The organism is Paenibacillus sp. OK003 (assembly GCF_900109515.1).
Taxonomy (GTDB): domain Bacteria; phylum Bacillota; class Bacilli; order Paenibacillales; family Paenibacillaceae; genus Paenibacillus; species Paenibacillus marchantiae.
This window is the reverse complement of the sequence record NZ_FOBD01000007.1, coordinates 113,003-126,248: the sequence shown is the minus strand read 5'-3', so window position 1 is coordinate 126,248 and position 13,246 is coordinate 113,003. Positions and strand designations below refer to the sequence as shown.

Annotated in this window: 11 protein-coding genes; 6 read left to right on the top strand and 5 right to left on the bottom strand. The window is 44.9% G+C overall.

From position 1 onward, the window contains the following. Positions 1-55 precede the first annotated feature (55 nt). The 5 genes from BMW94_RS12415 (at position 56) to ligD (ending at position 5,456) form a co-directional block, all read left to right on the top strand. Entirely contained in the window at positions 56-967 is a 912-nt protein-coding gene (locus tag BMW94_RS12415) for a non-homologous end joining protein Ku (RefSeq protein ID WP_090998706.1), read from the top strand. Between the two features lie 307 nt (positions 968-1,274). After that, positions 1,275-2,144 (top strand): VOC family protein, encoded by an 870-nt coding sequence (locus BMW94_RS12410; RefSeq protein WP_072734331.1) that lies wholly within the window; start codon positions 1,275-1,277, stop codon positions 2,142-2,144. Positions 2,145-2,361: 217 nt separating this feature from the next. Next, positions 2,362-3,459, top strand: a complete 1,098-nt coding sequence (locus tag BMW94_RS12405) for a GerAB/ArcD/ProY family transporter (protein ID WP_175480667.1) — start codon at positions 2,362-2,364, stop codon at positions 3,457-3,459. Between the two features lie 68 nt (positions 3,460-3,527). Then, positions 3,528-4,493 carry an ATP-dependent DNA ligase gene (locus BMW94_RS12400; RefSeq protein WP_090998702.1) on the top strand — a complete coding sequence of 322 codons (966 nt, stop codon included), beginning with the start codon at positions 3,528-3,530 and terminating at the stop codon, positions 4,491-4,493. Positions 4,494-4,565: 72 nt separating this feature from the next. Further along, the gene (gene ligD, locus BMW94_RS12395; RefSeq protein WP_090998700.1) at positions 4,566-5,456 is read left to right on the top strand and encodes a non-homologous end-joining DNA ligase; all 891 of its coding nucleotides are present in this window, start codon (positions 4,566-4,568) and stop codon (positions 5,454-5,456) included. Between the two features lie 58 nt (positions 5,457-5,514). Here the strand turns inward: ligD and BMW94_RS12390 are convergent, their stop codons facing one another. Both BMW94_RS12390 and cls read right to left on the bottom strand, forming a co-directional pair. Further along, a complete protein-coding gene (locus BMW94_RS12390; RefSeq protein ID WP_072734452.1) occupies positions 5,515-6,423 on the bottom strand; it encodes a YitT family protein in 909 nt (302 codons plus the stop codon). Between the two features lie 346 nt (positions 6,424-6,769). Further along, on the bottom strand, positions 6,770-8,209 hold the full coding sequence (cls, locus tag BMW94_RS12385; RefSeq protein WP_090998697.1) for a cardiolipin synthase: 1,440 nt from the start codon (positions 8,207-8,209) through the stop codon (positions 6,770-6,772). Positions 8,210-8,583: 374 nt separating this feature from the next. Between cls and BMW94_RS12380 the strand changes: the two genes are divergently transcribed. Further along, entirely contained in the window at positions 8,584-9,942 is a 1,359-nt protein-coding gene (locus BMW94_RS12380; RefSeq protein ID WP_090998695.1) for a hemolysin family protein, read from the top strand. 131 nt (positions 9,943-10,073) lie between these two features. On the opposite strand, the gene BMW94_RS12375 is transcribed toward BMW94_RS12380, so the two are convergent. The 3 genes from BMW94_RS12375 to BMW94_RS12365 are packed head-to-tail and all read right to left on the bottom strand — an operon-like array spanning position 10,074 to position 13,236. Further along, positions 10,074-11,663, bottom strand: a complete 1,590-nt coding sequence (locus tag BMW94_RS12375; RefSeq protein ID WP_090998692.1) for an alpha/beta hydrolase family protein — start codon at positions 11,661-11,663, stop codon at positions 10,074-10,076. Positions 11,664-11,707: 44 nt separating this feature from the next. Then, positions 11,708-12,817 (bottom strand): DUF1648 domain-containing protein, encoded by a 1,110-nt coding sequence (locus BMW94_RS12370; RefSeq protein WP_090998690.1) that lies wholly within the window; start codon positions 12,815-12,817, stop codon positions 11,708-11,710. Positions 12,818-12,840: 23 nt separating this feature from the next. Beyond that, a complete protein-coding gene (locus BMW94_RS12365; protein WP_090998688.1) occupies positions 12,841-13,236 on the bottom strand; it encodes a GntR family transcriptional regulator in 396 nt (131 codons plus the stop codon). Positions 13,237-13,246 lie beyond the last annotated feature (10 nt).

Sequence of the window (13,246 nt, the reverse complement as noted above, 5' to 3'; positions counted from 1 at the left end):
CCCGCCCGTGAAATGCCCATACTATACATAAAATGTTCTCGGAAAGGAGCCGTTCATGCACACGGTCTGGAAAGGTGCCATTAGCTTTGGTCTGGTTCATGTTCCTGTCAAAATGTTTTCGGCTACCGAAGACAAAGACATCTCCATGCGTTATATTCACAAAGTCTGCGGCAGTCCACTTGCTTATGTACGCAAATGTCCCTCCTGCGAAGTTGAGGTTCAATGGGAAGAGATCACCAAAGGATATGAGTATGAGAAAGGCAAATTCGTCTTGTTCGAGAAGGACGAGCTTGAAGCGTTAAATGATTCCAGTAGCAAAACCATTACCATTCTGGATTTCGTGGATTTAACGGAGATTGATCCGATTTATTTTCAAAAAACGTATTACCTCTCCCCCGATCAAGCGGGAGGAAACGCCTACCAGCTATTAATGACTGCCATGCGGGATACAGGCAAGATTGGCATCGCCAAAATATCCATTCGCTCCAAAAGCAGTTTGGCTGCGATCCGAGTGCTGGATGATTGCCTCTCCATGGAGACCATTTTCTACCCGGACGAGATCCGTCCTGTTTCTCAGGTTCCCAACCTGCCCGAGGTTCTGAACGTAAACGAGAAGGAATTGACGATGGCCAAGCTGCTGATCGATCAGTTATCTACTCCTTTTGAACCTGGTAAATATACAGACGACTACCGCGCCAAACTGCTGGATCTGATCAATCACAAAGTAGCCGGTGAAGAAATCAAAATTGCTCCGGCTAAGCCGGAAGCCAATGTCATGGATCTGATGGCAGCACTGCAAGCAAGTATTGAAGCTGTGAAGCCCATTCCAACCGATCCCGGAACTACCACAGCCAAACCCAAGAAACGTGCTCCGAAGAAAACGTCGGTCCAGGCAGCGGCCGGGGGAGAAACAGAGGCTCCTGCTCCTGCCAAAAGAAAGAAGGCTGCGCCTAAGCCCAAGGCTTAAGCGACTAACAGCAATGAGACTCACTTGTTATCAATGTCTACATTGGAGATCCGGCCATGAAGCCGGATTTTTATTTTGTATTCCATAATAGAAGTAATATTCAACCAAGAATGACTACACCAAAATCGAAAATACAATTGACGAAAGTTGATTTATATTTTATATTAACTTATGAAAAGTAACTTATTTATAAATGTACAGTTGAGTCTCATATCCACATGAGCTATGACATTACAATAGCCCTATACCATTGCCAATGGGCGAACCGCAACAAACCAACTAAACTTGTTTACAGGAGGAAATCCTTATGACTTCTACTTATCAAATTCCTGCTACAACCCATCTGGGTGAAGTAAGTCTGCGAATCAGCAATTTGGAGCGATCCATTCAATTTTATACCGAAGTGGTCGGACTGAAACTGCTTGAACGCAGTGAAAAAGTCGCTACCATGACTGCCGATGGAAAGCATTCGCTTCTACGCCTTGAGCAGTTGACCGATGCCGTGACGATGCCTGTTCGCTCCACTTCAGGCCTATATCACTTCGCCATCCTGCTGCCCGACCGCAAATCGCTGGGCCTTGCCCTCCGTAACCTGGCTGAATCCGGCATTGAAATTGGTCAGGGTGATCATCTGGTCAGTGAAGCATTCTACATTTCAGACCCGGATCAGAACGGTATCGAAATCTATGCAGACCGTGCCCGCGACACCTGGAAGCGGGATGCAGATAATAACTACATTATGTCAAGTGATCCCGTTGATGTAGACAGCCTGTTCGCCTTGGCCGCAAACGAGCCTTGGCAGGGATTGCCCGCCGGAACCGTCATTGGTCATGTTCATTTCCACGTACGTGGTCTGGAAGAATCGCGCCGTTTTTATACAGGAGTCCTTGGTTTCGACATCGTTGGTAACTTCGCCAATATGTCCGCCCTGTTTGTGTCTGCAGGCGGTTATCACCATCACATCGGGCTGAACATTTGGGCTGGTACAGGCGCCCCTGTAAATCCTGACAATGCGACAGGCATTGACTACTTCACCATCGTTTATGACGAGAAAGAACAATTGGAACAAGCTGTAGAGCAACTGCGTCAGTCGAACGCATCTATCGAACAGCAAGGTAAGGACTGGTTTACTGTAGACCCACAGAATATTCGCATTCGCTTGACCACAACGAGCTAACACGGGAAATCCGTGACGTAAATATTGTGTATAAAGTTGAGTCCTCTGATTAGCCCTGACAACTGATTTCCTCGCTCCTATAAGGAAATTAGTTGTCAGGGCTTTTTTGCCTGCCTTTTTATATGTTGATATTTGTCTTTATCCATTTCCTAATAAAATTGGTGCAATTGGCACATCCTAACCAAATATCTAGATCGACATGCGAAGGAGAACCCACATGATTGAGAAGGGGCGTTTAACTGTAAGACAACTGGGCTCACTGATGTTCTTATGCACGATTGGTGAACAGATTATCGTCTTCCCCTCCATGATCACATCATTTGCTCATCAGGATGCATGGTTGTCCGCATTATTGGGCGTTGCTGGAGGTATGGGGGTATTGTCCATTATGCTCGTTGCTTACAAACTGCAGCCCCGGATGAATCTAATTCAACATGTACTGCATACTCTGGGACCCTGGATCGGGGCCTTATTCAGCTGTTTTTATTTATTCTATTTTCTGATGGGTACCTCCGCATTCATAAGAGAAATTGGAGATTTCATGACGACCCAGATCCTGCCTGAATCCCCGCTCTTCATTGTGAATTTGCTCTTTGTTTGTACTCTAATCTGGGGGCTCTTTTCTGGGCTGGAACCCATAAGCAGGAGCGCCGAGGTATTTCTTCCTCTGATCGTGCTGTTTCTGCTCATTCTGACGGTATGTATGTTCCCGCAATCACATCTGGACAACATCAAGCCCGTTCTTGCACAAGGCTTTCTGAATCCCTTCAAAGGCTTTGTCGCTGTGCTTACCTATCCTTATTGTGAATTGTGCATCTTTCTTATGCTCTTTCCTTATGCCAAAAAGGAAGCTCATTGGGAAAAGGATATCCTTCTGGCAGCCATGATAGGCGGATTAATGCTTACCCTGACGCTAACCATATGTCTGTTGGTCATGGGGCCATTTATGACGCAGCACCATTGGTTCGCAGCATTTAATCTGTCGCTGAAGATTAACATAGGCAACTCTTTACAGCGAATCGAAGCCTTTATGGCCTCCGTCTGGATTATTGCCGTTTTTTTCAAGAGCATTCTGTTCTTCTATAGCTTTGTACTCGGAATTACTCATCTCTTCAAATTGTCCAGCTATCGTCCACTCATTTTGCCTAGTGCCCTGTTGATTCTGGCCCTGTCCATTGTTGTGGCTCCCAACGAAAATTTCTACCTTAAGGTTGTTATTCCGTATTGGATTGATTGGGACCTGACCTGTGGCATCGGAATTCCTTTGCTGCTCATTATGGTACATAAACTAAAGGCACGGCTGCGGAAGGGTTAAACTTGTGACACTCAACATACGGCATCAACCTCCAGACAAATTTGAAAGCGGAGAGGAGTATTAAGCACATGTTCCATCCCCTGATTCCTTTTGAACCTGTATCCCGAGATGTGATCCCTACCGGGCAAAACTGGATTGCCCAAATCAAATGGGATGGCGTCCGCATGCTTGCTTACGAGGATGGACAAGAACTTCAATTGATCAACCGCAGACTGCACAATCGAACTGCACAATATCCTGAGCTGGTCCAGCCACGTAATCTATGCTCCGCTCCTTCTTATATTTTGGATGGAGAGATTATTGCCCTTGACCCGGATACGGGAAAACCGTCCTTCTATCACGTGCTGCGGCGAGATCGCATGAGCAGACCGGATGGCATTGCCCAAGCTGTAACCCAGATTCCGGTGACTTACATGGTATTTGATATTCTTTTCTGCGATGGGGTATGGGTCACAGATCAACCACTTGCAGATCGTCAGCGTCTGCTGCATCAAGTTCTGAATCCTGCTCCCCACGTTCAGGAGGTGACCAACACGTCCGATCCCGACGCCCTGCTCACTGTGATGAGACAGCACCAGATGGAGGGAATTGTATGTAAAGACCTTTCCAGTACCTATGGAATCAACGGTAAGGATCAACGCTGGCAAAAGGTCAAGATTTTCCACGATCTATATGCGATGATTGGCGGGGTTACCTACCGCAGTGGCATCGTGAATGCAATCGCAGTCGGTGTATACGATGGGCCTCACTTTGTCTATATTGGTCATGTCGGCACGGGTAAACTGAACTCGGACTCCTGGCGTAAACTAACCGAAGAAGTACAGCCTCTCATTCGAAAGGATAGACCCTTTCATAACATACCGGAGAGAAGCGCGGAGACCACATGGGTCGAACCACAAATCGGTGTCAAAGTGCAATTCATGGAACTCACACACCATCTTACCCTACGTCACCCAAGCATCCAGGCCTTTGCTTCGGTAAAGCGAGATGAGTGTCAGATCAGCCAGATCAGTCATCTTATCCCTGAACGATAAACCACTTTCTATCCGCCTGAAATAGTAAGAGGCCATTTAAAATCATACTTGTCACCATAGGAGGTGTTCTTCATGGCCCACACGATAAAGGGCACTATAACCATTAATGGAATGGAGCTTACCGTAACCAATCCGGACAAGCTGTTATGGCCCGAAGCAGGTGTAACCAAGGCTATCTATTTGCAAAAGTTGGCGGCAATGGCCCCCTATCTGCTTACCTACACCCGAAATCGGCTGCTCACCACGATACGTTATCCACATGGTGCAGGCGGCCAGTTTTTCTATCAGAAAAATGCCCCGGAGCCCGTTCCGGAGTTTGTACGAACCGAGATGCATGACGGGATACGATATGTGGTGATGGACAACCTCCCTGATCTGTTATGGCTTGGCAATTTGGCCGCTCTGGAATTTCATCCTTCCTTACATGCCGTAGGCAGCCATCTGCCTTGCGAGTGGATGATTGATCTCGATCCTTCGCAGGAAGAAGAACCTCGCATCATGCAGGCAGCACTGATCGTGGGGGAAACGCTGACTTCGCTTGGTCTGAGATCGGTACCGAAAACCTCCGGTGCCACAGGTATACAGATTATTGTTCCGATCCGCCAAGGTGTAACCTTCGATGAATTAAGGGACATCGGTTATTTTGTAGGCAAATACGTTACTCAAAAACATCCGGATCTATTTACACTCGAGCGACTAAAAAAAGACCGGGGGGACCGCATTTATTTTGATTACCTCCAGCATTACGGTGGCAAAACACTCGCAGCTCCTTACACTCCCCGCGCCAAACCAGGCGGTACTGTGTCTACTCCGCTCACATGGGATGAGGTTCGGAACAACGTTTCGGTCAAGGATTACCACTTGATGAACATCGTGGAACGCCTGACGCAGACCGGGGATCTGATCGCAGCTGTGGAACCCCAACCCGTTGAACTGGTCATCCAGCATTTAAAACAAAGATAGCCGGTCACCCTCAAACCAAGGGTGCCGGCTATCTTTTCGTTACGTGCGATGAGATTCGCTAATGTATACCTTTTTTCTTGAAACGTCCGCCCTTCACATCGTGAATGTTACCAATCGCCACAAAGGCATGTGGGTCCCAATCTTCAACAATGGACTTCAGCTTAGCTTCTTCCAAACGGGTGATCACCACAAAGATAATTTTCTTCTCGTCTCCGCTGAAGCCGCCCTCTCCATCCAGGAAAGTGACGCCACGACCAAGACGGTCGGTTAAGGCTGAACCAATATCACGGTACTTCTCGCTGATAATCCATACCGATTTGGATTGATCCAATCCTTCATTCACAATATCAATCATCTTCATGGCAATATAATAAGCAATCATGGAATACAGGGCATTTGGCCAGCCAAACACAAAACCTGCACCAGCAAAAATAAATACGTTAATGAAGAGTACGATTTGGCCTACAGACAATGGCGATTTCTCACTCAGCAGAATGGCTACAATCTCCGTACCATCCAGTGAACCACCGGAACGAATGACGAGACCAACACCAACCCCCAAGATTAATCCACCAAATACAGCTCCAAGCAGCGGTTCACCTGGCGTCAGTGCAGGAACGCGGTGTAACAATGATGTTCCAATCGACATTACAACGATCCCGAGCAATGTAGATAACGCAAACGTTTTACCAATTTGTTTATACCCCAGAATGAGGAAAGGCAAGTTAAGCAAGGTCAGGAAAATTCCGAGTGGCAGATGTGTAAGCTCTGACACCATAATCGAGATCCCTGTTATTCCCCCATCAATAACGCCATTCGGCACGAGAAATACTTCGAGTGACACAGCCATCAGTGCAGCACCGACCAGAATCATCACAATGCGCTGCAGAAGCTTCAATGAAAACACCGAGCTCTTCACATTGCGGTCCGGCTTGGATGTTAGTTCTTTAACCGATACATTGGACATGGTATCCCCCCCATTTTGATCAAAATGTGAATCCATTTCATAAATCATTTAAGTACTCAGGGGAACCCTGCATACAAAGGAACAACACCGTTCCAACACGATATGCACCCCGTTATAAAAGCACCTAAAGGCTATATGAAATGTATTCATGTATGTCTTAATTCCGGTTGACACTTTCAAAAGAGAGCAAAAGGGAGCCTGTTTTCCCGCAGACTCCCCTCCTTCGCCAAGACATAATTTATATAAACATTATATCATAAAAGATCAAATTTGAGCAAAATAGTTAGCAAAAAGAAGATAAATTCACAAAAAGTGAACTTATCTTGAGAAATCCGCCCTATAACGGCTAAAGCAGCGGAGAAAGCATGCGAGAAAGCATTTCCGCCCCTTTTTGCCACCGTGAACGCTGCTGAAACACCTTCACATCAATCTGGCTGCATTCTTCCAGATCACGTTCAAAATCCTCGGTCAGCCGTTGCATGGATGAAGTCTCAAACAACACTGCGGTCAACTCGAAATTGCAGAAAAAGCTGCGCATATCCATGTTGGCTGTGCCTACCGTCGCAAGCAAATCATCCACAATCAAGACCTTGGCATGCACAAAACCTTTACGGTATTGATAAAACTGCACTCCAGCACGCAATAATTCTTCGATATAGGACAGAGAAGCCAAGTGCACAAGCCGGGAATCCGATTGATACGGAATGATGATTTTCACATCTACCCCACTCACGGCAGCCGTCTTAATCGCTTCATACAATGCGGGATCCGGAATGAAATAGGGTGTTGTGATATATATGCGTTCGCATGCCACGGAAATCGCCCCAAAGCACATTTCCTGAATGGCATCCCAGTCCTGATCCGGGCCGCTGGCCAGAATCTGAATTCGCTCTTCCCCGCTGCAAATATGTGGCGGGAACAGCTCTGTCAGTTGAGGCTCTGTAATCTGCTCGCCTGAAGCAAGTTTCCAGTCATTCAAGAACGTATTTTGCAGGAAATATACGGCATCTCCCTCGATCTGTATATGGGTATCGCGCCAGAATCCAACCTCCGGATATTGTCCGAGATAATCATCACCTACATTAATCCCACCCACAAATCCAATCCTGCCATCCACCACAACAATTTTGCGGTGATTCCGGTAGTTCACCCTGCGGTCAATCATTGCAATGAGCGGCGGCAGAAAATAATGAAACTCCACGCCCGCGTCCTGAAACTTGCGGATAAAGCTCCAGCTCATCTTGTGACTGCCGAGTCCATCGCAGATCAAACGCACTTTGACGCCTTCTTTCGCCTTGCGAATCATCACATCCTGAAATTTCGTACTGATAACATCATCCCGAAAAATATAAAATTCAACATGCAGATGGTGCTCTGCCTGCTCCATGGCCCTCAACATGGCTTCAAATGTCTCTTCACCATTCGTAAGTACTTGACTCCGGTTGCAGCCTGTAATTGGGCTCTCAGACAAGTGTGATAACAAATTGAACAAACGGTGCTGATGGTTGTATCGGCTGCCCGACATCTGATCGGCATGCTCGATAATATGAGCCTGTTCCCAGATCGTTTCCCGTATTTCCCGAAATATTCGTGAACCGCCTTTACGGACCTTTTTGCGTTTGCTGTAGTCCTGGGCGACAAAATAATACACAACAAAGCCGATCAAGGGAACACAGAATAAAATAAAAAGCCATGCCACAGCTTTCGCCGGATTGCGGAATTCCAGCAACAGAATGGTGGCTGCCTGGAAAGTAAATACGAGTAATATAATGACCAGCCAAAACATTCGGCTTCCTCCTCATGGCAAGGGATAACCTTGCCGTTCTCTCACTGTACAAGCTTTGACGATAAAGCCTTTAGCTAATCATTAGATACCCAATGTATGCACTGTTCGTAACGTTTGCTTAGATAAAATTTTACATACACAGCGCATCTGCAGCAGCACTCAGCCAGTTCTTGCCATGCTTTGGCGTTGTATATTCTGACTGTGTTCCCCTCTACATATGATTCATTCAAGTCTGCGGATCAGCACTCCATCGCCATTTGGCACACTCTGCCTTCCAGACTCTTCCTCTTTTCTTGATCAGAAGGTGGTCTTCTTACGTAAAATTAGATATAATATTCGTTAAAAACTTATTACTTAAAGGAGAAGACTAGTTAATGGAAAGTGAGAGGTATGCGTTAAATTTAGTATTGGTTGCATTTTTGATAGGACTTTCGGCGTTTTTTGTTGCAGTGGAGTTCGCTCTGGTACGGATTCGTCCGAGCCGGATTGACCAAATGATTGCAGAAGGAAACAAGCGTGCCTTGGCTGTTAAACAAGCCGTTGCCAACCTGGATGGATATTTGTCCGCCTGTCAGTTGGGTATCACGATTACATCTCTGGGACTGGGCTGGCTGGGAGAACCCACGGTAGAGAAAATTCTCCACCCTGTGTTCGAAAGCATGAACATGCCTGAGGCAGTTTCTTCATTCTTATCGTTTGTTATTGCGTTTGTTGCCATCACGTATTTGCATGTGGTAGTTGGTGAACTTGCACCTAAAACGATTGCAATCCGTAAAGCCGAAGCCGTTGCTCTGCTGACGTCTACACCTATCATCTGGTTTAACCGAATTATGTATCCTTTTATCTGGCTGTTAAACAGCTCAGCGAATCAACTGGTCAAGTTATTCGGAATCAAACCTGCATCGGAGCATGAAGATGCACACTCCGAAGAAGAATTACAGTTTATCATTAATGAAAGCTTTGAGAGCGGCAAAATCAACCAAGCCGAGTTCGGATATGTAAGCCGGATTTTTGCTTTTGATGAGATGCTTGCCAAAGAAATCATGGTACCCCGGACTGATATGGTCTGCCTTTATGTCAATAGATCGAACGAGGAAAACCTGGATATTATCCGTCAAGAACAATACACCCGTTTTCCAGTAGTAAATGAGAGCAAAGACGATATTATCGGTATCATAAATACCAAACAATTTTTCCTGGAGTTGTACGGGAACGAAGAACCTGTCGATCTCTCTTCCCTCATTCAGCCGGTATCGGCTGTTCACGAAACGACTCCGGTCAAGGACCTGCTCAAGAAAATGCAGAAGGATGGCGTGCATATTGCCGTGCTGGTCGATGAGTATGGAGGTACGTCCGGGATTGTAACGATTGAGGATGTGCTTGAACAGATTGTCGGTGAAATCCGGGATGAGTTCGACGCAGACGAAGTGGAGGATATTCAGGTTATCAATGAAAACTATGTCATTATGGATGGCAAGGTGTCCTTGTCCAAAGTAAACGATATGTTCACGTCAAACCTGGATGCGGACGAATGGGATACCATTGGCGGATGGCTCTATAGCCATCGTCCCGAGATGAACGAACAGGAAGAATATGAATTCGAGAATCTGACTTTCGTTTTGCTGGAAAAAGACAAGAATCGCTTCTACAAAGTCGCTGTTGTTCCCAAGGAACCGCTGACCATGTCCGACTACACCGATGAAGATGATAAAGAGTCCAATTGGGCTAAATAAAGCAACTACTTCATATATAATAAGAAGAGCACTTGCCTACATTGGCAAGTGCTCTTCTTATTATATATGGCTCAATGTGTCACTTCCCCATGTTATCACTCAACCAAAAATGGAACTTACCGTCCCGTTTTTTAGTTTGATTTTAATACCCACTTCGCAATATCATCGATAATGGCTTTGGAGACATTAGATGGCTCAGCATACTCTTGACCAATCGAAAGTCCATCATAGCTGGACAAAAGATGATTTACCTTTGGATAGCTATTGTACGTTACATTGGAATGACCTTGCAGAGCCGATTTCCAGGTTTGGAATTGATTCATAGACACTTGCACATCGTTTTCGCCTTGGATAATAAGCATAGGGGTGTTTTGTGTTTTAGCCAGTTTTGCAGGTACATAATCTCTCTGCTCAAACCACCAATAAGCAGGTTGAAGTGGAAATGCCTCAGGAAGATGATCTACAGAATATTGAGGATCTTTAACGATCGCAGCCACATTTTTATAAAATTCAGCTTGTTCTTTAATGTTCTTCGTGTCTAAACCTAGCCGCTCCATCCGGTCTACCAATTCGTCCTGCTGCTCGGTAAGCACATCCACAAAGCTACTACTTGGTGCAGCAAGCAGAATACTTCCTGCAATATCATGCTGCTTATCATCAGCAATGATTAACGGTAATGCAAACCCGCCTTGACTATGTCCAGCCACAAAAATCGCTGTAGAATCAATATGTGTATTCTTTTTAAGTAATTCTACTGCATCGTTTACCTGATCTACGCTCTCTTGTTTTAATGTGAATTTAGGCTGTGAAGCCACCTTATAGGTATGCTCATACGTGACCTTATCGTATCTTAATACAGCAACTCCTTGTGAAGCTAAACCTACCGCAAGATCGCGAAATGGCTTTGCACCACCAATGGCAGCATCTTGATTGCTAGGCCCAGATCCGTGTACCAGAATGACAACTGGGAAAGGTCCCTCTCCCTTGGGCAAAGTTAATGTCCCTGGTAAAGCTAAATCACCTTGACCAACCGTAATGTCTTGTTCTGTATAGGCAGATGGGTTGTCATAGCTTGGTTTTTGATACACATCTGGAGTAGCGGCTGCAATATACAAGTCATCTACAAGTCCGTTATGATTCATTCTGACCGTAATATTTAAACGAGTCAGTTCTGTCTTAAAAGTATAGGTAACATTGCGATGCACTATGTTATTTTCTACACGCTTAGCTATGGCTTCACTTGTAATTTTACCATTTTGTCCTTCTAAAGCTCCCCATAGCTGACTCAACAACGTCGGTGACAACACTCCACTCACAGAGGTATCAACATACTTGGCGGCCTCCTTGCCATCGCCCTCACTTATAAGTGAAATAAATATATCCTCAGGTGCTGCCTTCAGCGTCTCGGTAAGAAATCCCCCATCCATATAGGTAACTCCTTTCGTTAACTGAACAGGATTCTCTAAGGATATGGCTTGCCCATTCACCATCGCCTGTTTCTCTCCTACCTTAACTACAATAGTAAGCTCACTTCTACTTATTGTAATTTTTCCTGTTTTTTGTTGCCAAGATACCTCTGCCCCATTCTTTTCTGCAATCTCACGAATAGGAACAAGATTTTCATGACCAGCGGGTTTTTCAGCAGCTTCTGAGATGGATGTCACCGGAAGGATGAGACCTACGAAAGTAAGAGAAAGTAATAGCTTTTTCCAATTGTTCATTGTAATAACTCCTCCTAATCATTTTATCTATTATATGCATAGATCTATGAGCATTTATTGGCTAGGACTATACTTATAACAACAATAGCAATGATGAATAACAACAGGACCCAAGATAATGGATGAGCGAAGTTAATCGTCCAGCCTATGCCATAACGTTTTTCTACGGTAAAAGAAGGATCATTGGCATTGAAGTAAATAAAACCAAGCTTCCAATGATCATCGTCATTCACAGGCTGCTCCTTGGATCTTTCACGATCCTCTTGATGATTCCGAATTTCCCCACCGCCTTGTCTGCCTGTGAGAGACAGCCATACAGCGCCTAACACGATTACCATAGGGGTGATGAAGCTAATAGCTGTCAACAAGACCAGATTAGGGACGAACATATTGATCTGAATGAAGGCAAATAAAATGGTAAGAAGTAACCCCGTTATAATCGTAAATAGGGACCATTTACGGCGGAATTGAATATTTTTAGCAGCAAATTGGGCAGGATCAGATGGGGTAAGATGTTGTTTGCTTGTTTTAATACTCCAGTTCACCAACATCATAAGTGCAATGATTCCTAACTGTACAAGATTAATAGCCAGTACCGAAAGGTAGGTTTTAGGCACACTGGAAGTGACATTGCCCTGAAAATCATATTTCATTGGAATGATGTTAGGCAGTACCTTATAATTCACGATCGAAATGATCGCAATGGCTACAATAATAGCAAAGTGAATGAGAAACCAATAGTTGGAATAGGTGAGCTTGTTTTGGCGGAAGGTGGTATCAATTTTAACCCGTTGAGGTGCTTCTACAGTTGTAAGTGTTCCCTTTAGCTTTTTCATCTTGAAATGAAATATCATATTTAGTGCTGCCCAGTACACAATGAATATTATTGTGGAAACACCGGTGATGATTGCGGTAGACTCTTCATTAGCAGATCGGAGTAAATACAGACAGACAAGTATAACCATCCCGTTCCCGATCAGACTTACTGTAGCAAACATACTCCGGAGCTTACGTAAGATGGGTGTGTAGTAATTATATTCACTGACCGTAACCCCAAAGCTGATGGTTTCCCTTGACAAATATGGTGCAAAGGATAGAAGTACGGCTAATGGAGCAAAGATTAAGATGATAGGTAATATAGTAAATAGTTCCATACATAACACACTCCCTTGATTCTTTATTCTCTGTTGTGACCCATCTTTATATCATCATACATTTGGTCTAATACCGCAGATAGTTCCTCTTTGGTCATTCCGCGACATATCGCTTCGGCAATAATCGGTCTTAACTCTCTCTGCTGCTTTTTCAAAAAATCATCCGTTAAATCAGGCATTCCATCAGGGTTCACTACGACTCCCTTTTGTCTATGAATTAGAATGTATCCATCTTGCTTGAGTATTGTATAAGCTTTGTTGACCGTATGAAGGTTAACCCCAATATCGGCGGCCAAATTCCGAACCGAAGGTAGCGCCTCACCTAGCTGTAATTCACCACTAGCAATGCCTTCGATAATTTGATAAACCAGTTGCGAATAGATGGGAAGTTCGGATTGCATATCCAGTTGAATAATCAAGAGTTCACCT

Excerpts from the sequence above, each read along its gene's own strand:
- BMW94_RS12390 (WP_072734452.1), bottom strand. The coding sequence starts at position 6,423 with ATGTCCAATGTATCGGTTAAAGAACTAACATCCAAGCCGGACCGCAAT.
- BMW94_RS12375 (WP_090998692.1), bottom strand. The coding sequence starts at position 11,663 with ATGAACAATTGGAAAAAGCTATTACTTTCTCTTACTTTCGTAGGTCTC.
- BMW94_RS12410 (WP_072734331.1), top strand. The coding sequence starts at position 1,275 with ATGACTTCTACTTATCAAATTCCTGCTACAACCCATCTGGGTGAAGTA.
- BMW94_RS12380 (WP_090998695.1), top strand. The coding sequence starts at position 8,584 with ATGGAAAGTGAGAGGTATGCGTTAAATTTAGTATTGGTTGCATTTTTG.
- ligD (WP_090998700.1), top strand. The coding sequence starts at position 4,566 with ATGGCCCACACGATAAAGGGCACTATAACCATTAATGGAATGGAGCTT.
- BMW94_RS12415 (WP_090998706.1), top strand. The coding sequence starts at position 56 with ATGCACACGGTCTGGAAAGGTGCCATTAGCTTTGGTCTGGTTCATGTT.
- cls (WP_090998697.1), bottom strand. The coding sequence starts at position 8,209 with ATGTTTTGGCTGGTCATTATATTACTCGTATTTACTTTCCAGGCAGCC.
- BMW94_RS12370 (WP_090998690.1), bottom strand. The coding sequence starts at position 12,817 with ATGGAACTATTTACTATATTACCTATCATCTTAATCTTTGCTCCATTA.
- BMW94_RS12400 (WP_090998702.1), top strand. The coding sequence starts at position 3,528 with ATGTTCCATCCCCTGATTCCTTTTGAACCTGTATCCCGAGATGTGATC.
- BMW94_RS12405 (WP_175480667.1), top strand. The coding sequence starts at position 2,362 with ATGATTGAGAAGGGGCGTTTAACTGTAAGACAACTGGGCTCACTGATG.